The 24,646-nt window shown below is 68.1% G+C and carries 18 protein-coding genes and 2 tRNA genes; 8 read left to right on the top strand and 12 right to left on the bottom strand.

Annotated elements, in window-relative coordinates; genetic code table 11:
* Positions 1-215 precede the first annotated feature (215 nt).
* Complete coding sequence (locus tag P2Q00_RS39145) at positions 216-4,295, top strand: SGNH/GDSL hydrolase family protein (RefSeq protein ID WP_275779102.1); 4,080 nt, start codon at positions 216-218, stop codon at positions 4,293-4,295.
* 109 nt (positions 4,296-4,404) lie between these two features.
* Positions 4,405-5,181, top strand: a complete 777-nt coding sequence (locus P2Q00_RS39140) for a hypothetical protein (protein WP_275779101.1) — start codon at positions 4,405-4,407, stop codon at positions 5,179-5,181.
* Positions 5,182-5,471: 290 nt separating this feature from the next.
* Here the strand turns inward: P2Q00_RS39140 and P2Q00_RS39135 are convergent.
* Positions 5,472-5,544, bottom strand: a tRNA-Ala gene (locus P2Q00_RS39135).
* A 181-nt stretch (positions 5,545-5,725) separates the two neighbouring features.
* On the opposite strand from P2Q00_RS39135, the gene P2Q00_RS39130 reads away from it, so the two are divergent.
* Both P2Q00_RS39130 and P2Q00_RS39125 read left to right on the top strand, forming a co-directional pair.
* Positions 5,726-6,274 (top strand): helix-turn-helix domain-containing protein, encoded by a 549-nt coding sequence (locus P2Q00_RS39130; RefSeq protein WP_030938997.1) that lies wholly within the window; start codon positions 5,726-5,728, stop codon positions 6,272-6,274.
* Between the two features lie 181 nt (positions 6,275-6,455).
* Entirely contained in the window at positions 6,456-7,979 is a 1,524-nt protein-coding gene (locus tag P2Q00_RS39125) for a serine/threonine protein kinase (RefSeq protein ID WP_275779100.1), read from the top strand.
* An 82-nt stretch (positions 7,980-8,061) separates the two neighbouring features.
* Here the strand turns inward: P2Q00_RS39125 and P2Q00_RS39120 are convergent, their stop codons facing one another.
* Positions 8,062-9,414 (bottom strand): hypothetical protein, encoded by a 1,353-nt coding sequence (locus P2Q00_RS39120; RefSeq protein WP_275779099.1) that lies wholly within the window; start codon positions 9,412-9,414, stop codon positions 8,062-8,064.
* Between the two features lie 136 nt (positions 9,415-9,550).
* Positions 9,551-9,679: a DLW-39 family protein gene (locus P2Q00_RS39115; RefSeq protein WP_003999697.1), complete on the bottom strand. Its 129-nt coding sequence runs from the start codon at positions 9,677-9,679 to the stop codon at positions 9,551-9,553.
* A gap of 328 nt (positions 9,680-10,007) precedes the next feature.
* On the opposite strand from P2Q00_RS39115, the gene P2Q00_RS39110 reads away from it, so the two are divergent.
* Positions 10,008-10,334, top strand: coding sequence for a DUF6344 domain-containing protein (locus P2Q00_RS39110; RefSeq protein ID WP_275779098.1), 327 nt, complete (start codon positions 10,008-10,010; stop codon positions 10,332-10,334).
* A 100-nt stretch (positions 10,335-10,434) separates the two neighbouring features.
* On the opposite strand, the gene P2Q00_RS39105 is transcribed toward P2Q00_RS39110, so the two are convergent.
* The 9 genes from P2Q00_RS39105 to dnaA all read right to left on the bottom strand — a co-directional run bounded on the left by P2Q00_RS39105 (position 10,435) and on the right by dnaA (position 23,387).
* Positions 10,435-10,511, bottom strand: a tRNA-Ile gene (locus P2Q00_RS39105).
* Between the two features lie 217 nt (positions 10,512-10,728).
* On the bottom strand, positions 10,729-11,565 hold the full coding sequence (locus tag P2Q00_RS39100; protein WP_275779097.1) for a DUF3566 domain-containing protein: 837 nt from the start codon (positions 11,563-11,565) through the stop codon (positions 10,729-10,731).
* An 18-nt stretch (positions 11,566-11,583) separates the two neighbouring features.
* Complete coding sequence (gyrA, locus tag P2Q00_RS39095) at positions 11,584-14,193, bottom strand: DNA gyrase subunit A (protein ID WP_425579542.1); 2,610 nt, start codon at positions 14,191-14,193, stop codon at positions 11,584-11,586.
* Positions 14,194-14,235: 42 nt separating this feature from the next.
* Positions 14,236-16,296, bottom strand: a complete 2,061-nt coding sequence (gene gyrB / locus P2Q00_RS39090) for a DNA topoisomerase (ATP-hydrolyzing) subunit B (RefSeq protein WP_275779095.1) — start codon at positions 16,294-16,296, stop codon at positions 14,236-14,238.
* A gap of 398 nt (positions 16,297-16,694) precedes the next feature.
* Positions 16,695-17,255, bottom strand: coding sequence for a DciA family protein (locus P2Q00_RS39085; RefSeq protein ID WP_275779094.1), 561 nt, complete (start codon positions 17,253-17,255; stop codon positions 16,695-16,697).
* Positions 17,252-18,373, bottom strand: a complete 1,122-nt coding sequence (recF, locus tag P2Q00_RS39080; protein WP_275779092.1) for a DNA replication/repair protein RecF — start codon at positions 18,371-18,373, stop codon at positions 17,252-17,254. The genes P2Q00_RS39085 and recF overlap by 4 nt, the downstream gene beginning before the upstream one ends.
* Positions 18,374-18,425: 52 nt before the next feature.
* Positions 18,426-19,301: a phosphogluconate dehydrogenase (NAD(+)-dependent, decarboxylating) gene (gene gnd / locus P2Q00_RS39075; RefSeq protein WP_275779090.1), complete on the bottom strand. Its 876-nt coding sequence runs from the start codon at positions 19,299-19,301 to the stop codon at positions 18,426-18,428.
* A gap of 140 nt (positions 19,302-19,441) precedes the next feature.
* On the bottom strand, positions 19,442-20,572 hold the full coding sequence (gene dnaN, locus P2Q00_RS39070) for a DNA polymerase III subunit beta (protein ID WP_275779088.1): 1,131 nt from the start codon (positions 20,570-20,572) through the stop codon (positions 19,442-19,444).
* 880 nt (positions 20,573-21,452) lie between these two features.
* Positions 21,453-23,387 carry a chromosomal replication initiator protein DnaA gene (dnaA, locus tag P2Q00_RS39065; RefSeq protein ID WP_275779087.1) on the bottom strand — a complete coding sequence of 645 codons (1,935 nt, stop codon included), beginning with the start codon at positions 23,385-23,387 and terminating at the stop codon, positions 21,453-21,455.
* A gap of 375 nt (positions 23,388-23,762) precedes the next feature.
* Here dnaA and rpmH point away from each other — a divergent pair, with 375 nt between their 5' ends.
* The 3 genes from rpmH to yidD are packed head-to-tail and all read left to right on the top strand — an operon-like array spanning position 23,763 to position 24,643.
* Positions 23,763-23,900 (top strand): 50S ribosomal protein L34, encoded by a 138-nt coding sequence (gene rpmH / locus P2Q00_RS39060; RefSeq protein WP_005482975.1) that lies wholly within the window; start codon positions 23,763-23,765, stop codon positions 23,898-23,900.
* 21 nt (positions 23,901-23,921) lie between these two features.
* Entirely contained in the window at positions 23,922-24,293 is a 372-nt protein-coding gene (rnpA, locus tag P2Q00_RS39055; protein WP_275779084.1) for a ribonuclease P protein component, read from the top strand.
* Positions 24,290-24,643 carry a membrane protein insertion efficiency factor YidD gene (gene yidD, locus P2Q00_RS39050; protein WP_275779082.1) on the top strand — a complete coding sequence of 118 codons (354 nt, stop codon included), beginning with the start codon at positions 24,290-24,292 and terminating at the stop codon, positions 24,641-24,643. Before rnpA ends, yidD begins: the two co-directional genes overlap by 4 nt.
* The last annotated feature ends 3 nt before the right edge of the window (positions 24,644-24,646 follow it).

The raw sequence follows: 24,646 nt of genomic DNA, 5'->3' as shown, positions 1-24,646 counted from the left end.
GCCTCTTCGCGTGAACTGTCCGGTGAGTCCACGGGGCTGACACCACCGCCTTTGCCACTTCCACCGCCGGCCGACTCGCTGCGCACTCGCGCCCACCCCCTTGCCCTCGCGCCGGGGGGTGGGCGGCCGAGCCCTGCCCCGACCAGGCAGGGGATCCTCTCCACCAGAAACGGGGAAGCTCTCTCTTGAGACGCAGAAAAAGACCACACCTGCCCATGGCTGCCCTGGCCGCCTGCGCGGCCCTGACCGGCGGACTGCTGCAGGCGGCGCCCGCCGCTGCCGCGCCGACCCCCAGCCCCGGCCACGGCAGCAGCTCGCACGCCACACCCTCCCCTCCCCATCGCGTGACGGATCCGGGCAAGAAGCTCGGTGCCGGCTGGAAGACCTCCACGGACCGAGCGGTGACCGGGGCGGCCGACACCGGCGGGTTCAAGATCCTCACCGCCGACAGCAGCCAGGCGTACGCGTGGAAGACGGCCGCCGAACTGTCCGAGCCGGGTGGGACGGCGGACTCGTGGATCGGCAATCAGTGCGTGATGGACCGCGACCACGTCGCGGCCGTGTACGCGCCGCGCGCCTTCACGAACAAGCCGGACCTGATGCAGGGCGGCGCGTTCGCCGCCATCGTCGACGCGGCCACGGGGCATGTGACGAAGCTGCCGTTCACGGTGTCCCTGGCCTACTTCGACCCGTCCTGCAACACCCGGACGCACACAGCCGCGTTCACCGCCTTCCGGGACGTCAACGACCCGGCCCGCACGAAGACCCGTGTGGTGACCGTCGACACCACCGGAAAGTCCCTGGGCAGGGCGGACCTCAAGGGTGAGATCACCAGTGCCGTACCGGTCGAGGACGGTGTGGTGGCCGCGCGCGGCCACAATCTGGTGCACATCGACCGGGCCGGCAAGGTGAAGGACCTCACCACCGGGGACAGCGTCCCGTTCGACATCCGGCCCGCCGAGGGCGGCAAGATCGCCTTCGTCGACCGCAAGGACACGAAGTCCTCTCAGGCGAAGCTGTGGTCCGGGCACGGCAGGCCGGCCCTCGTCGCCACCGGGAAGCTGGGCGACCTCGACCTGATGCCGGGCGAGGCGGGCCGGGTGTTCCTCACTGGTCACCCCGAGGGAGCCCCCAAAGTACGAGGCACCGGCATCACCCGGATCGACGCCCCCGCCGACACGGACATCTCGACGCGAGGACGCCTCGCCGTAGAACCGGTCCTCACGCCGGGCATCCGCGCGGGTCTGGCTCACATCAAGACCGCGGGCAAGGGGTTCACCAGGAACGAGCCCGCCCCGCAGGACACCAGGCCGACCCCGGAGACCGTGGCAGGGGACCAGCCCGTGACCGTCACCAGCACGGCCACCGCCACCGGTGAGAAGGTCACCCAGTCGGTCGCGGACACGACGGCACCGAGCGGGAAGAACCCAAGCCCCGCTCTCCCCATCGCCGGCGGCAGGAGCAAGGGGTCCTCGGTGGCACGGGTCAACGACCCCACCACGGCGGTGGACCCGCGGGACACCGACCGCATCTGCGCCGTCTCCCGCAACGACGTGGACGCGCAGGCGCTGCAGCCGACGCCGAACCAGGTCGAGTGGGCCGTCGACATGGCCGTACGCGGCCAGCTGCGCTCCCAGTACCTACGGCAGGGCGGCTACCGCAGCCAGACCGGCCTGGGCACGATCGACCCTCAGGGCCTGTTCCCGGTGCCGAAGCTGGCGGGCGGTGACGGCAAGGGACGTATCCCGGCGAACGTACTGCTCGGCATCATGGCGCAGGAGTCCAACCTGTGGCAGGCCGAGGGCGGTTCGATCCCCGGCCAGATGGGCAACCCGCTCGCCGCGATGGACGGCTACTACGGCCGCAAGGCCGTGGAGAACGACCCGGACGCGTACTGGAAGATCCACTGGGACAAGTCCGACTGCGGGTACGGCGTCGGACAGGTCACCGACGGCATGCGCCTGGCCGGCCACGAGAAGACGGACGCCAACGGGCACAAGGAGAAGGCCCTGTCGCCGGGCCTGCAGAAGGCCGTCGCCGTCGACTACGCCACCAACATCGCCGCAGCGATGCAGATCCTGGCCGACAAGTGGAACGAGGTCCACGCCGCCGGGCAGACGGTCACCGTCAATGACGACGACCCGTCCATGGTCGAGAACTGGTTCACCGCCGTGTGGAACTACAACCTCGGCTTCAACCCGGCCGCGGACGCGGGCAAGAACGCCGGTCACTGGGGTCTGGGCTGGTACAACAACCCGGCCAACCCGTTCTACAAGAAGAGCTGGGGCCATCCGTTCATGGACACCGACGTGGACGGCCCGACCGCGAACAAGGACGCCGCGCATCCGCAGGACTGGCCGTACGAGGAGAAGGTGATGGGCTGGGCCGCCTGGTCCATGGACACCGGTTTCTCCTACGGCACCGACGGCAAGCAGGACTGGCCCGGTGACTCCGGGTTCAATACGGCGGGCTTCCAGCCTGCCTGGTGGATCAGCAAGGGCGACCGCAGCAATGTCTCCCCGCCGCTGGACGCGTTCTGCAACACCAAGAACAACTGCGACCCGAACGTTCCGCCGAACTGCTCGAACGAGGACTGCTACAAGCAGTACTGGTGGAACCAGTCCAACGTGACCTGGAAGCCCCTCTGCAAGACCACCTGCGGGCACGAGAACATCAAGTACCAGACGCTGATCTCGGAGCCCGGGCAGGGGCATCGTCTGCAGGACGGCACCCCAGTCTGCACCGGGGCCCCTTCCGGGGCGAAGGTAGTGGCCTCGGTGCCGAACGGCACACCGACATGGTCCGACTGCGGCAACACCACTTCGGCGGGAACCTTCGGCTTCCGCTTCTTCCCCGACTCCGACAACCACTTCGAGGGCAAGGAGGACCTGCACCAGGTCGGCGGGGGATACGGCGGCCACTACTGGTACGCCCACACCCGCAATGCGGACCACCTCGGCGGTGACGGCGGCCCGATGGCCATCAACGGCGTCTGGACTCTCGGGCAGGATCTCGGCTGGGCGCGTGTCCTGGTGCATCTGCCCGACACCGGCGCGCAGACGAGGCAGGCGAAGTACCACGTCGTCAACACCGACAGCAAGAGCCCCGATCGGTCCGTGCAGCAGCGTGCGGGACGATGGGTGAGCCTGGGCGCGTTCCACTTCACGGGGCGGCCGGTGGTCATGCTGTCGAACGTCACCGATGACGGCACGGCCGACGAGGACATCGCGTGGGGTTCGGTCGCGTTCCAGCCGCTGCCGGGCAAGCCGAAGAACGTGGTCGTCGCGATGGGTGACTCGTATTCCTCCGGCGAGGGCGCCTCCGAGGGCGACCGGGACTACTACCCGGAGACCAACTACCGCAGCAAGCTGGACGACAACGCCCGCAACGCCTGCCACCGGTCCACCCAGGCGTGGTCGCGTCAGGCCACGATGCCCGGTGCGTCGAAGTCGATCGGTCAGCTGGACGACTCACTGGACCCGAGCATGGACTACCACCTGATCGCGTGCTCGGGTGCGCGCACCTACAACGTTCTGCCGAAGGATGTGGGTGCCGACAGCGCGCTGTCGAAGGGGGAGAGCCAGAACGGCGAGGTGCCCCAGATCGACAAGGGCTATCTGGACCAGAACACCACCCTGGTCACGATCTCCATCGGCGGCAACGACTCCCGGTTCTCGCAGATCGTCCAGAAGTGCCTGCTGTCCATCGGTAACGGCAGTTGCCAGAGCGGGACGTTCGACAAGACGGACGACAGCGTCAACGGCCGGGACAAGCAGTTCCTCGGACAGCCCCTGGAGACGGCCGTTCCGGGTCTCATGGGCCAGGTCGTCCGGCCGGACATCACAAGGGTCCTGAAGGAGATCCACAAGAGGGCTCAGAACGCGAAGATCGTCCTGATGGGGTACCCGCCCCTGATCTCCGACAAGGGATCGTGCCTGAACATCGGTTTCACCGGCATGGCCATCGGCCTGTCGGAGGCATCCGCGGCCTGGCTCGACGACACTGCCGACACGCTGTCGGCGGCGATGCAGGGCGCGGCCGATGACGCCAAGGCCTCGGGCATCAACGTGTGGTTCTCCAACCCGAAGAGCGACTTCGCGGGCAAGGGCGTGTGCGGTGACCCGGAGCAGGTCCACGGCATCGTCAAGACGCTGGTGAAGTCCGACGATCCGATCAAGGACTGGCCGCTCATCAACCAGTACGGCCTGTCGGCCCAGTCGTTCCACCCGAAGATCGGGGGCGCGCGCCTGTACGCGAACGCCCTTGAGCGCACGATGGCAGGCATGAGCCTGTAGCCGTCTGAGTACGGGTACTCATGCCCGGCCCGGCCGTCCTGGTGGACAGTGACGGCCGGGCCGGGCGCACCACGATGGAGAGGCAACTGTCGATGAGAGGCGGACAAGCATGAGGGCCTTCGCGCGGCGTGCCGCCGGCTCGAAGAGCGTGTGGGGATCGTTGGCGGTGATCGTCCTGCTCGCCGTCTCGGCCTGTTCCACGACCTCGGACCGTGCCGTCAGCGACAAGCAGTTGCGCAAGCTCGGAGAGAGCGGCCAGGCGGTACGGGCCCGGGAGCAGGCGGAGGAACGGCTGCGGGACGTGGCACGGGCGTACGCCGACCACACACCCCTGGAGCTCGGCCTGGTCGTGGTGCACGACGTGTGCGTGCCGGGATCGGGACCGGGCTGGTTCTTCCAGCAGAAGACCGACAACTACAAGATCGCCTGCTCGATGAACATCACCGCCTACTACGGCGCCGACCCCAAGCACATGGGCGACACCCTCGACGCGATCCTGACCGCGGGCGACCACGCCCGCTCCCGGCCGGAAGGATCCGGACGTCCCATCCCCTTCACACACGACGACCACGGCAGGCAGATCGTCGCCTACTACCGGGGCCACGCCCCGAACCCCCACAGTCCACAGACCACGGAACCGACCCGGCTGGCCGTCCCCGGACAGACCCTGACCTGGGACGCGATACGCGGCACCGCCCCGCGCCAACTGGTCGAGGAGCCCTACGCCGGCCTCGTCGACGATCCGCCGGTGTCCCGCGTGGTCCATGACCCGAAGACCGCCACGGTCGCCGCCATCCGGAAACGGTACGGCCAGGTGTTCAAGCTGGAACTCCCCTACAGCGACTACTACGGGGTGCTCAAGAACGGCCGGACGCGCACGGAGTGACATCGCAGAGCCGATCCTGACGGTTCGGGAGTCGGTAAATCGGCCTCGCCCTGGCGTCCCAGGTGGCGGGCATGTCCTATGAGGCCGCCGCGCTGCGGCTGACCGATCGCCGGCAGGTGAAAGCAGGCCCCGCGCCGGGGATCGGAACCGTCATCCGCCATACCGGCGGTCCCAGGGACACCGGCCCGAGAATCTCAAGGAACGGGCTCCCCCGCCCGTCCCCCTGCCGCGCGCGCACCAAAAATGCCCCCTGAAACCGCGTTTCCGCAGTTCAGAGGGCATTTCACGAGTGGAGCCTAGGGGAGTCGAACCCCTGACATCTGCCATGCAAAGACAGCGCTCTACCAACTGAGCTAAGGCCCCGGAAAAGGAGCGTCCCCCGGAAGAACCGCGTACCGGTGGGCGCCGCAGACCAGAGTACCGGGTCACCCCCGGGATCTCGCAAAAAGATTGGGGGTCCCCGTGGACGACCACTCTCCGTAAGATGCTCGGCGTGGTTCGCTACAGCGAACCACAGTACTTGGGGAAGCGATGGGGAGACGCAATGGACGCCGCACAGCAGGAAGCGACCGCAAGAGCGCGGGAACTGCAGCGGAACTGGTACGGGGAGCCGTTGGGGGCGCTCTTCCGTAAGCTCATAGAAGATCTGGGCCTCAATCAGGCCCGTCTCGCGGGGGTGCTCGGACTGTCCGCTCCGATGCTGTCACAGCTGATGAGCGGCCAGCGGGCGAAGATCGGCAACCCGGCTGTCGTACAGCGGGTGCAGCTGCTGCAGGACCTGGCGGGGCAGGTCGCGGACGGCAGCGTGAGCGCGGCCGAGGCCACGGAGCGCATGGAAGAGATCAAGAAGTCGCAGGGGGGATCGGTGCTCAGCAACACCACGACCACGACGAGCAGTTCGGGAGCGCCCACGGTCAAGCGGGTCGTCCGCGAGATCCAGTCGCTGCTGCGCTCGGTGGCCGCCGCGGGCGACATCATCGATGCCGCGGACACTCTCGCCCCCAGCCATCCGGAACTGGCAGAGTTTCTCCGGGTGTACGGCGCCGGCCGCACCTCCGACGCGGTCACGCACTACCAGTCGCACCAGAGCTGAACGCGTGGCCCGGTCGCCGAAGGGGGTTCGGCAGCCGGGCCTACGGCCGAGGAGCGGCGCGGGGGCTCGTATCACTCATCACAGTCGTCACACTCAACGAGGAATGGCGCAGGGGGAGTCGTAGCACCCGTCGAGGGGCAGGCAAGGGGGGTAGCCGAAGGGGGAGGAGCGACGCACAGCCATGGGTGAGGTCTTCGCCGGCCGGTACGAACTGGTCGACCCGATCGGACGCGGAGGAGTCGGCGCCGTCTGGCGCTCCTGGGACCACCGCCGCCGCCGCTATGTGGCCGCCAAGGTGCTGCAGCAGAGCGATGCGCACTCTCTGCTGCGCTTCGTCCGCGAGCAGGCCCTGCGTATCGATCACCCTCATGTGCTCGCGCCCGCCAGCTGGGCCGCCGACGACGACAAGGTCCTGTTCACCATGGACCTCGTCGCCGGCGGCTCGCTGGTTCATCTGGTCGGGGACTACGGGCCCCTGCCCCCGGCGTTCGTCTGCACCCTGCTCGACCAGCTCCTGTCGGGGCTGTCCGCGGTGCACGCGGAAGGCGTGGTGCACCGCGACATCAAGCCCGCCAATGTCCTCCTGGAAGCCACCGGCACGGGCCGGCCGCGGCTGCGGCTGTCCGACTTCGGCATCGCGATGCGGCTGGGTGAACCGCGTCTGACGGAGACCAACCTCGTGGTGGGGACACCGGGTTATCTCGCGCCCGAGCAGATGATGGGCGCGGAACCGGACTTCCCCGCCGACCTGTTCGCGGTGGGACTGGTCGCGCTGTATCTGCTGGAGGGTGCCAAGCCGGACGCCAAGGCGCTCATCCAGTACTTCGCGGCGCACGGGACGCCGAGCGCGCCCAAGGGCATTCCCGAGCCGCTGTGGCAGGTCGTGGCCATGCTGCTGCAGCCCGACCCGCAGTCCCGGTTCCGCACGGCCACGGGGGCCCGTAAGGCGCTCGCCTCCGCCAGGGAGCTCCTGCCGGAACCCGGCCCCGACGACGAGCTGATCGAGATCTTCGACCAACTCGGCCCCCTCCCACCAGGGTTCGCCCCCACCGGCCCCCTCAAACCCGCACCGGGGGTGAGGGCGAAGAGGGAGGCGGACACTCTCGAGACCGGTGCAAGTGAGGCTCCGTCGCGGCCTGTTGAGGCAGAGGCGTCTTCCGTGCCGTCCGCATCGGACGCAGACGCCATGGCGTCCACGGGCGTCACTCCACCGCCCGATCCCCGTCAGGGCCCCGGGCATCAGCCGGAGCCGTCCGTCCCCACGCAGCCACCCAGCATGTCGGACACCGGCAGCTTCCATCTGCCGCCCCCGCAGGCCACCGTCTCCTCCGCCCGAACTCCCGCTCCACAGACGCCAATGCCCCACGCACACCCCCACCAGGACGGCCTGCACCAGTCCGCCTACGTCTCCCCCCATGACCCCACGCGTGTACTGCCCTCCCCCCCGTCACACGCGCCGCTGCACCCCGCCCAGGCCCTGACGCCGACGCCGCACCAGCGCGCCGATGCCTCTACCCTTTCGTACACCGCACAGGTCCCGCAGGTTCCGCCTTCCGCGCAGGGAATCCCGCAGGAGCCCACGCGCCGCAGCCACCGCGCCCGCCCGGCACGCCGCCCCGGCCCGCCCGCCAAGGTGGCGGTCCCGCTCCTGCTTCTCGCGCTGACCTGCTATGCCGTGGGGTTCTGGGCGCTGACCCGCATCTGAACCCTCCACCGGCCCCGACCCACGGGTGGCAGGACTCCACCAGGTCCCACCAGGCCAGGATCCCTGCACCGAGCCATAGGACTCACCAGACCCGCGCCCTCCGCCGGGCTGCGACCGTCCACACCCCGAGCACGACGAGCACGACCGTGCCCGCTCCGATCCCGCCCGCTGCGACGGCCTTCATCGTGACGTCGGCGTCTCCGGTCCCGCCCTCCGCGGCTGCCTGCCGGTCCTGCGCGGTGACCTCGAAGACGTTCCGCGGCACGGACTGCCCCGCATACCCGGGACCGTCCTGCGCCGCGCCCTCGACGCCGACGCGCAGGGTCAGCCCGAACGGCCCGTCGCCGAACTTGTCGGCCACCCCTGCGGCGAGGTGCACCACCAGGTAGTACGAGCCGGCGAACCGCATTCCGTTCACCTGGTCGCGGACGGCGTAGCGGTTGGCGTAGTCGACAGCCGGCACCGGGGCGAGAGAGGCCGACTTCTGCTTGCCGTCGTAACCGACGCGCGCGTCTTCCACGTCGGCGCGCACGGGGTTGTAGAGCGTCAGGGCCAGGGCGTCGATGGCGTAGCCGTGGACGTCGCCGTTCGCGCTGCCCAGTTCGGCCGTGGCGGACGGCTGTTGGCCCCAGTCGACCGGGACCTTGTAGAAGAGCGTCTGGCCGGGCGAGATGTCGGCGTTCCAGACGCCCCGTCCCACGGAGGCCGCCCGGGAGAACCCCGCGCCCCCCTGGCTGCGCTTGGCCTCGCCCGAGACAGGGGTGGGCGAGGCGGAGTTCCAGACCGTGGGCGGGCTCGTCGAACCGTCCTGTTTCAGGTGCGGTTCGGTTGCGGCGGTGAGCTCCAGGTCCCAGGCGCCGGGCGAGGAGTCCGCCGTACCGACGCGCTCGACGACGACGTAGTAGATGCCGACGCCCTGGCACACGGGGTCGGCCGGGGAAGTCGTTCGTGCGCCCCATGCCGTGATGGGGTGCGGACTCCTGGCGGCGCCGAAACGCGCGCTCTCGTTGGAGCAGGAGTGGTTGTCGTCGTCCTGCACCGAGACCCTGATGCCGTCGGTCACGGAGAGCGTGGCGCCTGCGCGGGGGACGGCTGTGACGGAGACGTACGCGTTCGACGCGGCGTCGAGGTCAAGGCTGTAGTAGACCTTCGCGTCCCTGGAGAGGGAGCTGCGGTAGGTCTTGCCGGCCTCGAGGCGCTGGGCGTCCGTGATCCCCTTCGCCCCGTCCACGGACCGGGCGTCCTGCGCAAAGGCGTAGGAGGGAGCAACGGAGGAGACGTCGGTGCTCGGGGTTCCGGCGGCCGCCGCGGCGCCGGCCGGCCAGGACGCCGCAGCTGCCGTACACAGCACCGCTGCCACGGCCGCCACGCGCGCGCGTGCAGACGGACGCCCGCGCCATGCCCCCGCGCGCCACCACGCCGTACGCCGCCCCATCACGCGCCACCCCTCGTCGTCGTCCGGACCGCTGGACCGTGGCCCATCCTGCCCCGCGAGGCCGCGCCTCATCCGCGCAACACAAAACCCCGACCGCTAGGACGGCCGGGGTCTGTTCAGTTTCCGTTGTCGATGCTCACGAACCCGTGGGCACGGAGTCAGTCGCCTCCGTCCACAGATCCTGCTCGGCGCGATCCGCCTGGATCTGGCGGTACACGAGGAGCCCGCCGATGGCGGCCAGTGCGACCAGGAGAAGCTTCTTCACCGCGCGACCTCGTCTTTCGTTGACGTAGGGGACCTCTGGCGCCCGACTATACACACCGACCGATACCGATCGGTGACCTGCCTGGACCCCCCAACTCCCCTCCGGCGAACCGCAGTAGAACCGGAGGCCACCGCTCCGATCTGAGGGTGATCACACCCCCACGGACGGTGACTTTGCTGTTCATTCTCCTATTTTCGAGCCGTTTGCGCCCATCCGGGTGTTGTTCATCTGAACATCGCCGCGCCACGGGCGTCGGTCCACCACTTCGCGGCCCCAATACACATCATGAGGAAAGTACGCAAATCGCCCGACCCGAAAGTGAGGGGCCATGGCCCAGAACCAGGTCATGAAGCTGTGGACCACCATCGTCACCGCCTTCCTCGCGCTGTGCACGACGCTCGGACTCATCACGACGACCGCCGCCGCAGCCGTACCGCAGACCGAGGCGACCGGCAACTGCAGCGCGCCCGTGACGATGCCGACGGCATCCCACTCGTCCTGGTCCTACTCCAGAGCCCTGCCCCCCACGATGAAGCAGCGCATCCGCGCCGAGGCCCACGGAAAGTCCCCCAGCTGCCGCCACAACCCGCTCGCGGAGACGGAGGCAGGCGCAGACACAGGCACTTCCGAGCCGGCCACTCCCCTCCAGCTGTGAGGCACCGCCCCCAGCACCCCGGCGTAACGGCGAACTTGCGTACCCGAACCGCCCACGAAGAAGACCCCCAACCGGAATCGGTTGGGGGTCTTCTTCGTGCTGGTGGGGCTAACAGGATTTGAACCTGTGGCCTCATCCTTATCAGGGATGCGCTCTAACCAACTGAGCTATAGCCCCGCCGCGCTCTGCGGTGTGTGTCCCGCGCGCTGACCCCTGAAGATTAGCGCACGACGCGGGCAGTCCCAAAATCGGTTGTCTCAGGGCCGGCGGCAGAGGTCACGACCGGCACGTAGAGGTCAGGACGTCCGGACCGGCGGCAGAGGCCACGCCCGGCGGCAGAGGTCAGGACGTCAGGACCAGCAGCACAGGTTTGAAGCGACGGTCGAGGTCAATGTCACTCGTCTTCGGCGAGCGTCAGCTCGATGCCGCCGACGAAGCCCGCGGAGAGGTTGTAGATGAACGCGCCGAGGGTCGCGAGAGCCGTCGCGAGGACGACGTCGATGACCGCGATGATCGACGTGAACATCAGGACGTGCGGGAGCGACAGGAACGACTGCAGGTCGAAGCCGTTCGACTCGTTCGACCCGGTCGCCTCGGAGATCGTGCCGCCGACCGTCGAGAAGACGCCCATCGCGTCCATGACCATCCACAGCACCGCGGACGCGACGATCGTGCAGATGCCCAGCGCGATGGAGAGCAGGAAGCTCACCTTCATGACCGACCACGGATCGGCCTTCGCCACCCTCAGGCGTGCCTTGCGGACACGGGGCGTGGTGCGCGCTCCGGTGCGCGGCCGCCGTACGGCCCCGGTCGGTGTGTGGGTGGGCGCCTGAGCGGGCGCCTGAGGCTGGCTCGGGTAGGCCTGCGGCGGGTGGTAGGGCCCGGCGGGCTGCTGCGGCTGCCGCTCCCCGGGAAGCGGCGAGGCCGCCTGTGGCGGTGCGGGCTGGGCCGGAGCCGACGGCTGCGGCTGGGCGCCCGGAGTGGCCGGGCCCGTTCCAGACTCGTGCTGCTGGGTCCGCGGGCCGCGGGTGTCCGTCACAGTTCCCCCCTGGGATCCATGAGTGTCAGGCGAGGGCGAGTCGGCCTTTCCCGCGTCGATCTTTCCTGCGTCGATCGCCCGCAGTTGGGTCGTGTGCGGATCTGTCGCGCGCGCAGCGGAGCCACGGCCGCCGCCGTCCGATTCCGTACCCGTAGGGGTACCGGCCGATCCGGCGCCCGTGGCTCCGCTCACGATGACTCTCTCCTCGTGCTACTCGGCCGAGGGCGCCTCACCCTCGTCCGTGCCGGTGGTCGCGGCACCTTCGGCGGTCTCGTCGACGGCCACATCGCCGTCGACCTCCTCCGCCTCGCGTCCCGCCTCGGCGTTACGAGCGATACCGACGACGGCATCGCGCTTGCCCAGGTTGATCAGTTGGACGCCCATGGTGTCACGGCCCGTCTCCCTGACCTCGTTGACTCGCGTACGAATCACACCGCCCGACAGCGTGATGGCGAGGATCTCGTCGGTCTCCTCGACCACCAGCGCGCCGACCAGCGAACCGCGGTCCTCCACGATCTTGGCGGCCTTGATACCGAGGCCGCCGCGACCCTGGACGCGGTACTCGTCGACGGCGGTCCGCTTCGCGTACCCGCCGTCCGTAGCAGTGAACACGAACGTACCGGGTCGAACAACATTCATCGACAGAAGTTCATCGCCCTCGCGGAAACTCATGCCCTTGACACCCGAGGTGGCACGGCCCATGGGCCGCAGGCTGTCATCCGTGGCGGTGAACCTGATCGACTGTGCCTTCTTGCTGATCAGAAGCAGATCGTCATCGGCCGAAACAAGCTCGGCTCCGATCAGTTCGTCGTCCGAACCGTCCTCCGTCTCCCGGAGGTTGATCGCGATCACGCCGCCGGAGCGGGGCGAATCGTAATCCTTCAGCGGCGTCTTCTTGACCAGGCCGCCCTTGGTGGCCAGGACCAGGTACGGCGCCGCCTCGTAGTCGCGGATCGCGAGGATCTCGGCGATCGCCTCGTCCGGCTGGAAGGCGAGCAGGTTCGCGACGTGCTGGCCGCGCGCCTCACGGCCGGCGTCCGGAAGCTCGTACGCCTTCGCACGGTAGACGCGGCCCTTGTTGGTGAAGAACAGCAGCCAGTGGTGCGTGGTCGACACGAAGAAGTGGTCGACGATGTCGTCCTGCTTCAGCTTCGTGCCGCGCACGCCCTTGCCGCCCCGCTTCTGCGAGCGGTAGTCCTCCGTCTTGGTGCGCTTGATGTAGCCGCCGCGCGTGATGGTGACGACGATGTCCTCTTCGGCGATCAGGTCCTCGATGGACATGTCGCCGTCGAAGGGCACCAGCATCGTCTTGCGGTCGTCACCGTACTTCTCGACGATCGCGGCGAGTTCCTCGCTGACGATGCCGCGCTGGCGGACCGGGGAGGCGAGGATCTCGTTGTACTCGGTGATCTTCGCCTGGAGTTCGTCGTGCTCCTGGATGATCTTCCGGCGCTCCAGGGCGGCGAGCCGGCGAAGCTGCATCTCGAGGATGGCGTTCGCCTGGATCTCGTCGATCTCCAGGAGGTCCATCAGACCCGCGCGCGCGATCTCGACGGTGTCGCTGCGCCGGATCAGCGCGATGACCTCGTCGATGGCGTCCAGGGCCTTGAGGAGGCCGCGCAGGATGTGCGCGCGCTCCTCGGCCTTACGCAGGCGGAAGCGCGTACGGCGGACGATGACCTCGATCTGGTGCGTCACCCAGTGGCGGATGAACGCGTCCAGGGAGAGGGTGCGCGGGACGCCGTCGACCAGCGCCAGCATATTGGCGCCGAAGTTCGTCTGCAGGTCCGTGTGCTTGTAGAGGTTGTTCAGTACGACCTTGGCGACCGCATCGCGCTTCAGGACGATGACCAGACGCTGACCGGTACGGGAGCTGGTCTCGTCGCGGACGTCGGCGATGCCGCCGATCTTGCCGTCCTTGACCAGGTCGGCGATCTTCTGCGCGAGGTTGTCGGGGTTGACCTGGTACGGCAGCTCCGTGACCACCAGGCACTGGCGGTTCTGGATCTCCTCGACCTCGACGACCGCACGCATGGTGATCGAGCCGCGGCCCGTGCGGTACGCCTCCTCGATGCCCTTACGGCCGACGACCAGCGCACCGGTCGGGAAGTCGGGGCCCTTGATGCGCTCGATCAGGGCGTCCAGGAGCTCCTCGTGCGAGGCCTCCGGGTTCTCCAGGTACCACTGGGCGCCGGACGCGACCTCGCGCAGGTTGTGCGACGGGATATTGGTCGCCATGCCGACCGCGATACCGGCCGAGCCGTTGATCAGCAGGTTCGGGAAGCGGGCCGGCAGGACGGTCGGCTCCTGGGAGCGGCCGTCGTAGTTGTCCGTGAAGTCGACGGTCTCCTCGTCGATGTCGCGGACCATCTCCATGGACAGCGGCATCATCTTGCACTCGGTGTACCGCATGGCCGCCGCCGGGTCGTTGCCCGGGGAGCCGAAGTTGCCGTTGGAGTCCACCAGCGGCATGCGCATCGACCACGGCTGCGCGAGGCGGACCAGCGCGTCGTAGATCGAGGAGTCACCGTGCGGGTGGTAGTTGCCCATGACGTCGCCGACGACACGGGCGCACTTGTAGAAGCCCTTCTCGGGGCGGTAGCCGCCGTCGTACATGGCGTACAGGACGCGGCGGTGGACGGGCTTGAGACCGTCCCGGACGTCGGGCAGCGCACGGGACACGATGACGGACATCGCGTAGTCCAGATACGAGCGCTGCATCTCCGTCTCGAGCCCGACGGGCTCGACACGCATGATGATCTCGCCGCCCTCTTCAGGCGTGCTGGGACCAGTAGAAAAATTAGGGGTCTCGTCGGCCATTGCTGGTGAAGATCCTTCCTGGTGCGGTCAGCTGAGACCGACTCAGATGTCGAGGAACCGGACGTCCTTGGCGTTGCGCTGGATGAACTGGCGGCGCGCCTCGACGTCCTCGCCCATCAGCACCGAGAACAGGTCGTCGGCCTGCGCGGCGTCGTCCAGGGTGACCTGGCCGAGAACCCGGTGCTCCTGGTCCATCGTCGTGATGCGCAGCTCCTCGGCGTTCATCTCGCCGAGGCCCTTGAAGCGCTGGATGGAGTCCTCGCGCACGCGCTTGCCGCGCTGGCGGCCCATCTCGAGCAGCGCGTCGCGCTCACGGTCCGAGTACGCGTACTCGACGTCGTCCCGGCCCCACTTGATCTTGTAGAGCGGGGGGCGCGACAGGAACACGTGCCCGGCCTCGACCAGCGGCCGCATGAAGCGGAACAGGAAGGTCAGCAGCAGGGTGTTGATGTGCTGGCCGTCGACGTCGGCGTCCGCCATCAGGATGATCTTGTGATAGCGGAGCTTCTCGATGTCGAAGTCCTCGTGGACTCCGGTGCCGAAGGCCGAGATCAGCGCCTGGATCTCCTGGTTCTGCAGGATCTTGTCGATCCGCGCCTTCTCGACGTTGAGGATCTTGCCTCGGATCGGGAGGATCGCCTGGTACTGCGGGTTGCGGCCGGACTTGGCCGAGCCGCCGGCGGAGTCACCCTCGACGATGAAGATCTCGCACTTGATCGGGTCGTTCGACTGGCAGTCGGAGAGCTTGCCCGGCAGCGACGCCGACTCCAGCAGGCCCTTGCGGCGCGTCAGGTCACGGGCCTTGCGGGCCGCCACGCGCGCGGTGGCCGCCTGGATGCCCTTGCGGATGATGTCCGCCGCCTCGACCGGGTTGCGGTCCAGCCAGTCGTTGAGGTGCTCGTAGACGACCTTCTGCACGAAGGTCTTCACCTCGGTGTTGCCCAGCTTGGTCTTGGTCTGGCCCTCGAACTGCGGCTCGCTCAGCTTCACCGAGATGATCGCCGTCAGACCCTCGCGGATGTCGTCACCCGTGAGGTTGTCGTCCTTCTCGCGCAGCAGCTTCTTGTCACGCGCGTACTTGTTGATCAGCGAGGTCAGCGCGGCGCGGAAGCCCTCTTCGTGCGTACCGCCCTCATGCGTGTGGATGATGTTGGCGAAGGAGTACACACCCTCGCTGTAACCGCCGTTCCACTGCATCGCGAGCTCGAGGGAGAGGCTCTTGTCCTTGTCCTCGGCCTCGAGGTCGATCACGGTGGGGTGCACCACCTCTCCCTTGCGGGAGTTGAGGTACTTCACGAAGTCGACGATGCCGCCCTCGTAGTGGTACGAGACAGTCTTGACCTCATGCTTCTCGTCCTCGCCCGCCTCGTCCGCCCCGGCGGTGGCCTTCGCCGACTCGCGCTCGTCGGTGAGGTTGATCCGCAGACCCTTGTTGAGGAACGCCATCTCCTGGAAGCGCCGCGAGAGCGTCTCGAAGGAGTACTCGGTGGTCTCGAAGATGTCCGGGTCGGCCCAGAAGGTGACCGTGGTGCCGTGCTCGTCCGTGGCCTCGTGCTTGGCAAGCGGGGCCGTCGGTACGCCCAACTTGTAGTCCTGCGTCCAGCGGTGGCCGTCGGTCTTGATCTCGACGGAGACCTTGGTCGACAGGGCGTTCACGACGGAGACACCCACGCCGTGCAGACCGCCGGACACCGCGTAGCCGCCGCCGCCGAACTTGCCGCCCGCGTGCAGCACGGTCAGCACGACCTCGACGGCCGGCTTGCCCTCGGAGGGGACGATGCCGACCGGGATGCCTCGTCCGTTGTCGACGACGCGCACGCCGCCGTCGGCCAGGATCGTCACGTCGATGGTGTCCGCGTGGCCGGCCAGCGCCTCGTCGACGGAGTTGTCGACGACCTCCTGCACCAGGTGGTGCAGGCCGCGCTCACCGGTCGAGCCGATGTACATACCGGGTCGCTTGCGGACCGCGTCCAGACCCTCGAGGACGGTGATGGCGCTGGCGTCGTACGAGGCGGTGACCTCGCCGTTCGACGAAGTCACCGCACCGTTCTCGCCGGCGTCGGTGGACGGGATGTTCTCGTTGGGGTTGCCGGAATCGGCCACGAAGCGCCCTTTCTGGCACAGCACGAGCCAGGCTCGTCGGCGGGTTGCCGGAGCGGCTGCGGCATGTTGCGTTGGTAAGCCTTGTTCAGCGTTGCTCAGCTTTTCCCGGACGGTCCCCACGAATGGGGCGGGATTAGCTTCCAGTCTACCGGTAGCGCCGACAGTGATGGGGGTTTGCCGGTACCTGAGTCCTCATGTGGCGCCCTCAACCGGCGTCTTCCGGGTCCCCATATACGGAGCGGGGCTCAAAGAGGCTCACAGAGGCACTCAGCGCTTCCGACTGTCAACCCTTTGCTACTTGGGAGTCAGGTCGGGATCCGCAACCGCGCACGCTGGTACGACACAGCGGCCGCCGGCGCCACGACCAGACCGCCGACAGCCCTCAGATGTGAGGTCTGTCACCCATATGTGTCGCCGGGCCCCGTGCTGCCAGGGGCACGCAGGGGACCGTAGCGACGGACGGGACCGCCGGGGCCGTTCACCTTGATCATCTTCACCGCGCCGTGCCCGAGGTCCTCGTTCAGACGGGCCACGAGCGTCGGAGCGAGCAGGCGCAGATTCGTCGCCCAGGCCGTGGAATCGCACCGCACCACCAGGACGCGCTCGTCCTCGTCGTACTTCTCCGGCACACAGTGCTTGGCCACGTCCTCGCCCACGATCTGCGGCCAGCGGCCCATCACCCCGCCCACCGCCGCCGGGGTCTCCCAACCGCGCTCGGTGATCAGCCGGTTGATCGCAGCACCGAGCGCCATCGGGTCGCGCCCGTCGGCACGCGCGCCGGAGCGCAGACCACCGCGCCGCGCCTGCTTCTTCTGCTGCGCCGCGTCCCCACGCGCGCGTGCCTGCTCCTTCGCCGCCCTGAGCGCCACACGCGCGAGGTCGACGCCGGACGGCTCGGGGGACTTCTCCGTCTTCTCGGTCTTCGGTTGCTTCTTGGGCGCGGGCTCTTCGTTCGTCATACGCGCTCCACCGTCCCGTCCGACACGGAGTACCGCATCCCGGTCAGTACGTCCGGTACGTCGTCGTCGACCGCGGCGGTCACCAGCACCTGCTCACCGGGCGCCACCAGCTCAGCCAAGCGCTCCCGGCGACGGGCATCGAGCTCGGCGAAGACATCGTCGAGGACCAGCACCGGCTCATTGCCCTCGGCCCGCAGCAGGTCGTACGAGGCGAGACGCAGCGCCAGCGCATACGACCAGGACTCGCCGTGCGAGGCGTACCCCTTGGCGGGCAACTGACCGAGTTTGAGAAGCACATCGTCCCGATGGGGTCCTACGAGGGTGACGCCCCGCTCGATCTCCTGCTTGCGCGCCTCGGCGAGTGCCCCCATCAGCTGCTCATAGAGATCCTCGCGCGTATGCGCCTCACCCGGCGCGGACGGCTTGTACTCCAGGGCGACCGGGCCGCCCCCCGGCGCCAACTGCTCGTACGCCTTGTCCGCCAGCGGCTGGATCGCCGCGACCAGGTCCAGACGCTGGGCGAGCAACTCGGCACCCACGCGCGCGAGATGCTGGTCCCAGACGTCAAGCGTGGACAGGTCCATGGAACGGCCGCCATGGCGGCGGGCCAGCGCGGCCGACTTGAGGAGAGTGTTGCGCTGCTTCAGCACGCGCTCGTAATCGGAACGCACGCCGGCCATACGCGGGGAGCGGGCGGTGATCAGCTCATCGAGGAAACGCCGCCGCTCACCGGGATCGCCCTTGACCAGAGCAAGATCCTCGGGCGCGAACAGGACCGTCCGTACGATGCCCAGCACGTCCCGCGGCTTGACCTGCGAGGACCTGTTGATACGGGCCCGGTTGGCCTTGCCAGGGTTCAGCTCCAGCTCCACCAGCTGCTGCCGCTCGCCCTGCTTGACCTGTGCCCGGATGACAGCACGGTCGGCGCCCATGCGCACCAGGGGGGCGTCGGAGGCCACCCGATGACTGCCGAGAGTGGCGAGATAGCCGACCGCCTCGACAAGGTTCGTCTTGCCCTGCCCGTTCGGGCCGACGAAAGCGGTGACGCCCGGGTCCAGCTGAACCTCGACCCGGGCGTACGAGCGGAAGTCGGCCAGCGACAGATGCGTGACGTGCATGGTCGGTCGCCGACCTCCCCCAGGTTGTGGACCGCTTGCGCAGCCCTGTGGATTACTTCGTCTCGACCGCGTGGCCGCCGAACTGGTTCCGCAGCGCCGCGATCATCTTCATCTGCGGAGAGTCCTCCTGGCGCGACGCGAACCGCGCGAAGAGGGAGGCCGTGATCGCGGGCAGCGGCACGGCGTTGTCGATGGCGGCTTCCACAGTCCAGCGTCCCTCGCCGGAGTCCTGTGCAAAACCCTTCAGCCTGTCGAGGTGCTCGTCCTCGTCGAGCGCGTTCACCGCGAGGTCCAGCAGCCAGGAACGGATGACCGTGCCCTCCTGCCAGGACCGGAAGACCTCGCGCACATCCGTGACCGAGTCGACCTTCTCCAGCAGCTCCCAGCCCTCGGCGTAGGCCTGCATCATCGCGTACTCGATGCCGTTGTGGACCATCTTCGCGAAGTGGCCCGCGCCGACCTTGCCGGCGTGCACCGAGCCGAACTTCCCCTCGGGCCTGAGGGCGTCGAAGACCGGCTGCACCTTGGCCACGTTCTCCGCGTCGCCGCCGTACATCAGCGCATAGCCGTTCTCCAGGCCCCAGACGCCTCCGGAGACACCGCAGTCGACAAAGCCGATGCCCTTGGCCGCCAGCTCCTCGGCGTGCCTCTCGTCGTCCGTCCAGCGGGAGTTGCCGCCGTCCACGACGACGTCTCCCGGCTCCAGGAGCTCGGCCAGCTCGTCGACCGTCGACTGTGTGGGGGCACCGGCCGGCACCATCACCCAGACCACGCGCGGCCCGCTGAGCTTGCCCACAAGCTCTTCCAGGCTGTGGACATCGGCGAGGTCCGGGTTGCGGTCGAATCCGATGACGGTGTGACCTGCGCGGCGTATCCGCTCACGCATGTTGCCGCCCATCTTGCCGAGGCCGACGAGACCGAGCTCCATCAGTTGTTCCTTAGGTTGCTGTGTGGCGTGTGGGGCACTTTCGTACCTGCGTCCGAGCCTAAACCCGGACGCTCACGCACACCTGTGGGCATACGCGCTCAAACGTACGCCCCGACCTGCGGGTTCTCTGAGGAGAGTGATCAGCCGCTGAGCCGCACCGGCATGATCAGGTACTTGTAGGCCTCGTCCGCCTCCGCGTCCAGTGCGGGCTTGCCGCTGAGCAGCGCCGGCTTGGTGGACGTCGTGAACGACAGCTGGGCCACCGGGGAGTCGATGGCGCTGAGCCCGTCCAGCAGGAACGTCGGGTTGAAGGCGATGGAGATGTCGTCGCCCTCCAGCTGCGCATCCACCCTTTCCACAGCCTGTGCATCGTCGCTGGAGCCGGCCTCCAGGATCAGCACGCCCTGCTCGAAGCTGAGCCGGACCGGGGTGTTGCGCTCGGCGACCAGAGCCACACGCTTGACGGCCTCCACGAAGGGGGCCGTCTCGATGACCGCGACCGTGTTGAACTCCGTCGGGAACAGCGTGCGGTACTTCGGGAGGTCGCCCTCGAGCAGACGCGTCGTCGTACGACGGCCCGCACCCTCGAAACCGATCAGCCCCTCGCCCGCACCCGAGCCGGACAGCGCCAGGATCACGCTGTCGCCACTCGTGAGTGCCTTGGCGGTGTCCAGAAGCGTCTTGGCGGGCACCAGGGCAACCGCGGAGGCGTCCGGGTTCTCCGGCTTCCACAGGAACTCCCGGACCGCGAAGCGGTAGCGGTCGGTGGAAGCCAGGGTGACCGTGTCGCCCTCGATCTCGATGCGCACACCGGTCAGGACGGGCAGCGTGTCGTCACGGCCGGCCGCGATGGCCACCTGGGCGGCCGCGGAGGCGAAGACCTCACCGGGCACGGTGCCCGTGGCGTTCGGCATCTGCGGCAGCGCCGGATACTCCTCCACAGGCAGGGTGTGGAGTGTGAACCGGGAGGAACCGCAGACCACAGTCGCCCGTACACCGTCTGTGGAAATCTCCACCGGGCGGTTGGGGAGGGCGCGGGAGATGTCGGCGAGCAGCCGGCCTGACACCAGGACGGTGCCCTCCTCCTCGACCTCCGCCTCCACGGACACACGCGCCGAGACCTCGTAGTCGAAGCTGGAGAGGCTGAGAACGCCGTCCTCGGCCTTCAGCAGGAGGCCGGCGAGGACAGGCGCCGGCGGACGGGCCGGGAGGCTGCGTGCCGCCCAGGCCACTGCCTCCGCGAGTACGTCGCGTTCCACCCGGATCTTCACTGTTGCCGCCTCCTGCTGTTGCCGGCGCTTCTCGCCCTGCCTGGCTTCGTCGTCTGTCTCGGTGTCGTCGGTCCCTGTGCTGGGAAGGACACCGGGGAACAGTCTGACGCACGGCACTGACAGTAGGTGCCTCTCGGGGTCAAGTCGTGACGAGGGGCAGCCGGGAGCCGGACGGCAAGTTGTGCACAGGACCCCCTTCGAAGCGAACTTCTTGCTCTCTCTAGTTGGGAGTAGTAGTAGGGGCTGTGGAAACCGTGGATAACCCTGTTTTCCCAGCTCAGAGGCGAGATTTTGTCCACGGGGCCTGTGGGCGGAGCCGGTGGACAACTCCGGGGTTCTGTGGAGAACGGAAAGTTCTGCACACCCCGTGCACAGCCTGAGGCGACTTCTCCCCAGCGCCGTCCCCAGCTTTACCCACCTTTCCCACAGCCCAACCCGGCACCTTTGTGTGACGGCTTTCACTCGACGCGGTGATCAGGCGCGTCACGTTGCCGAACAGTGGACAGCGATGTGGAGAAGTCATTGATCGCTGGGGACAACCGGGTCTCGCCTGTGGGTTGCCGGTGGACAACTTCGTGCACAGCTTGTGGATCACTCGTCTGTCCACAGTCTGTGGAGATCCTTCATCCACCAATCCACAGCCACTTGACCTGGGTTGATGGTTCTTCAACAGGTGTCCTGTGGATCGGGATCTGGACAACTCCGCAGTCCCCAGGATGTGGACGCAAGAAAGTAGCGCAATCTGTGGAGAGTGGCCGTAACGCGGCAGTTAATCGAACAGCGGACAACGCCGACACGAAGAAGGGCGCCCTCCGGATCTCCTCCGGGGGCGCCCTGGGTGACGCGTCTGGGACGGGTCAGGGACGTGCAGGAGCGGCTGTCAGCCGTTCTTGATGCGGTTGGTCAGCTCGGTCACCTGGTTGTAGATGGAGCGTCGCTCGGCCATCAGATTGCGGATCTTGCGGTCCGCGTGCATGACCGTGGTGTGGTCGCGGCCGCCGAACAGCGCGCCGATCTTCGGCAGGGAGAGGTCCGTCAGCTCGCGGCACAGGTACATGGCGATCTGGCGGGCTGTCACCAGGGCGCGGCCGCGGGAGGTGCCGCACAGGTCCTCGACGGTGAGTCCGAAGTAGTCGGCGGTCGCGCTCATGATGGCTGTGGACGTGATCTCGGGGGCCGAATCCTCGCCGCCGGGGATCAGGTCCTTGAGGACGATCTCCGTCAGGCCCAGGTCCACCGGCTGCCGGTTGAGCGACGCGAACGCGGTCACCCGGATCAGTGCGCCCTCCAGCTCGCGGATGTTGCGCGAGATGCGGGAGGCGATGAACTCCAGTACCTCCGGCGGGGCGTTGAGCTGCTCCTGCACCGCCTTCTTGCGGAGGATCGCGATGCGCGTCTCCAGCTCGGGCGGCTGGACGTCGGTGATCAGGCCCCACTCGAAACGGTTCCGCAGCCGGTCCTCCAGCGTCACCAGCTGCTTGGGCGGCCGGTCGCTGGAGAGCACGATCTGCTTGTTGGCGTTGTGGAGCGTGTTGAAGGTGTGGAAGAACTCCTCCTGCGTCGACTCCTTGTCCGCGAGGAACTGGATGTCGTCGACGAGCAGGATGTCCATCTCGCGGTAGCGCTTGCGGAAGCTGTCGCCCTTGCCGTCGCGGATGGAGTTGATGAACTCGTTGGTGAACTCCTCCGAGCTCACATAACGCACACGCGTGCCCGGGTAGAGGCTGCGCGCGTAGTGCCCGATGGCGTGCAGCAGGTGCGTCTTGCCTAGACCGGACTCCCCGTAGATGAACAGGGGGTTGTACGCCTTTGCCGGTGCCTCGGCGACGGCGACAGCGGCGGCGTGCGCGAAGCGGTTCGAGGCGCCGATGACGAACGTGTCGAAGAGGTACTTCGGGTTCAGGCGCGCGGTGGGCTCACCGGGTCCGGTGGCTGGTGCGGGTTTGGCGGCAAGCGGGCCGGGGGCACCGCTCGAGGCGGGCAGCGAGGAGCCGACCGGGCCGCCGCGGTGCACGTGTCCGGAGCCGGACGGCTGCTCGGGGAGGTCTCGGCGGGTGTCGCGCTGGTCGTAGTCGGGGCGCGGCTGGTCGTAGTCCGGGCGGGTCTGCTCGTAGTCGGAGCGTGGCTGGTCGTAGTCGGGGCGCTGTGAGTCGTACGGCGGGCGCTCCATCGACTGCGGACGGTAGTCCTGGGAGGGCGGGGCGTACGAGTCCCGTGCCGGGGGGTTGTACGGGTCCTGTGGCGGCGACGCGTAAGGGTCCCGCTCGGGGAAGCCGAGGCGCTGCTGCTGCCAGCTGTACTCGTCCTGCGAGGGGCGTGGCCAGGCGCCGGGCTCGGGGCGCTGGTACTCCGAGGGGTAGGCCGGGCGGGCGGTGGGGAGCTGGTCGCCCGGGTCGCCGGGGAGGTGCTCGGGGCGGTTCCCCCGGTGGTCGTCGGTGCGGTGGCGGCCGTAGCCGTCGTACTGTCCGGCGGGGAGCTCGGGCTCCTCGTAGCGAGGTTGGGGGCGGGTCGGCGGCGCCGGCGGGGCGGGGGGTTCGCCCGCGGAGTCGTCGACGGTGATCGCGATGCGGATCGGGCGGCCGCACTCGCGGCTCAGCGTCTCGCTGACGATCGGGGCGAGGCGGCCTTCGAGCACGCCCTTCGCGAACTCGTTCGGTACGGCGAGCAGTGCGGTGTCGGCGACCAGCGCGAGTGGCTGGCAGCGCCGGATCCAGTGCTCGTCCTTCGTCTCCACACCTTGCCCACGGCCCTCGCCGAGGAGTTGCTCCAATACTCGTGGCCACACTGCGGCAAGATCGGCAGGTACGTCAGCCACAGGGCACGCTCTCTCACGGGTCCCACGAACGTGTGATTGTGGGACGGGTCGGGATTCAAATGGGGTGGGGCAGGTACAAGGGAACGAATCGGAGTTCAGCCACGGTAGTCAGGGCGACGGGTGCGGTTCAAGTTGTTGTCCCCAGGCTGTGGATAGTGTCTCCCAGTGACCGCTGGTTTGACCGGATGGCGTAGCCCCGCGTACCGTAACCAGGTCGAGTTGTCGATGGCTGCTGCCGCCTGCCTCCGATGGGCACAGATCGCGTCAGGTGATCGGGAAGCGGTGCACTCGGGCGTAACTGCGAGCTACTCGTGGGCGCACGGTGACAGCCAGAACGGCACCCGCCACCACCGATTTGATTTCTGGAGCCCCCGAGTGAGCAAGCGCACCTTCCAGCCGAACAACCGTCGTCGTGCGAAGACCCACGGCTTCCGCCTGCGGATGCGCACCCGTGCCGGCCGCGCGATTCTCGCGAACCGCCGCAGCAAGGGTCGCGCCAGCCTGTCCGCCTGATTCTGATCAGGTCATGACGTCGTGCTGCCTACCGAGCATCGGCTGAGGCGGCGCGAGGACTTCGCGACCGCAGTACGACGAGGGCGCCGGGCCGGACGCCCGTCCCTTGTCGTCCATCTTCGTAGCGGTACCACGGACCCGCACGCGCCTGGGGAGAGCGCTCCCCCGACGCGTGCGGGTTTCGTCGTGAGCAAAGCCGTGGGCGGTGCGGTGGTACGCAACAAGGTCAAGCGCAGACTGCGTCACCTGATGCGCGACCGAGTCGCCCTGTTGCCTCCCGGTAGCCTGGTAGTCGTACGAGCGCTGCCCGGTGCGGGCGACGCCGACCATGCACAACTGGCCCGAGACCTGGATGCCGCCATCGAGCGGTTGCTGGGAGGGGGCGCGCGATGAAGTACCCGCTGCTGGCTCTGATCAAGCTGTACCAGTGGACCATCAGTCCGCTGCTCGGGCCGGTGTGCAAGTACTACCCGTCGTGTTCCCACTACGGCTATACGGCCATCGACCGGCATGGTGCGATCAAGGGCACGGCGCTCACGGCCTGGCGCATCCTGCGGTGCAATCCGTGGTCGCTGGGTGGTGTGGACCATGTTCCGCCGCGCAAGCGTCCGCGGTGGCACGAAATGCTGCGTGGCGCCTGGCGTGCACGCAAGGGCGGGCCCTCCGCCGGCGAACCGGCCACCGAGGAGAATGTTCCTTCGAGCCCGGCCGCAGAGACCTCGTCCCATGCCCAAGGAGCATGATTA

Source organism: Streptomyces coacervatus (assembly GCF_029223485.1).
Taxonomy (GTDB): Bacteria; Actinomycetota; Actinomycetes; order Streptomycetales; family Streptomycetaceae; genus Streptomyces; species Streptomyces coacervatus.
Note: the sequence above shows the minus strand (reverse complement) of the source record. Positions and strands in the feature narration are given on the sequence as shown.

Bases quoted from the DNA above. Each gene is read 5' to 3' on its own strand.
- P2Q00_RS39120 (WP_275779099.1), bottom strand. From the start codon at position 9,414: ATGGGGCGGCGTACGGCGTGGTGGCGCGCGGGGGCATGGCGCGGGCGT.
- gnd (WP_275779090.1), bottom strand. From the start codon at position 19,301: ATGGAGCTCGGTCTCGTCGGCCTCGGCAAGATGGGCGGCAACATGCGT.
- P2Q00_RS39140 (WP_275779101.1), top strand. From the start codon at position 4,405: ATGAGGGCCTTCGCGCGGCGTGCCGCCGGCTCGAAGAGCGTGTGGGGA.
- P2Q00_RS39130 (WP_030938997.1), top strand. From the start codon at position 5,726: ATGGACGCCGCACAGCAGGAAGCGACCGCAAGAGCGCGGGAACTGCAG.
- gyrA (WP_425579542.1), bottom strand. From the start codon at position 14,193: ATGGCCGACGAGACCCCTAATTTTTCTACTGGTCCCAGCACGCCTGAA.
- P2Q00_RS39125 (WP_275779100.1), top strand. From the start codon at position 6,456: ATGGGTGAGGTCTTCGCCGGCCGGTACGAACTGGTCGACCCGATCGGA.
- P2Q00_RS39110 (WP_275779098.1), top strand. From the start codon at position 10,008: ATGGCCCAGAACCAGGTCATGAAGCTGTGGACCACCATCGTCACCGCC.
- yidD (WP_275779082.1), top strand. From the start codon at position 24,290: ATGAAGTACCCGCTGCTGGCTCTGATCAAGCTGTACCAGTGGACCATC.
- recF (WP_275779092.1), bottom strand. From the start codon at position 18,373: ATGCACGTCACGCATCTGTCGCTGGCCGACTTCCGCTCGTACGCCCGG.
- P2Q00_RS39085 (WP_275779094.1), bottom strand. From the start codon at position 17,255: ATGACGAACGAAGAGCCCGCGCCCAAGAAGCAACCGAAGACCGAGAAG.
- P2Q00_RS39145 (WP_275779102.1), top strand. From the start codon at position 216: ATGGCTGCCCTGGCCGCCTGCGCGGCCCTGACCGGCGGACTGCTGCAG.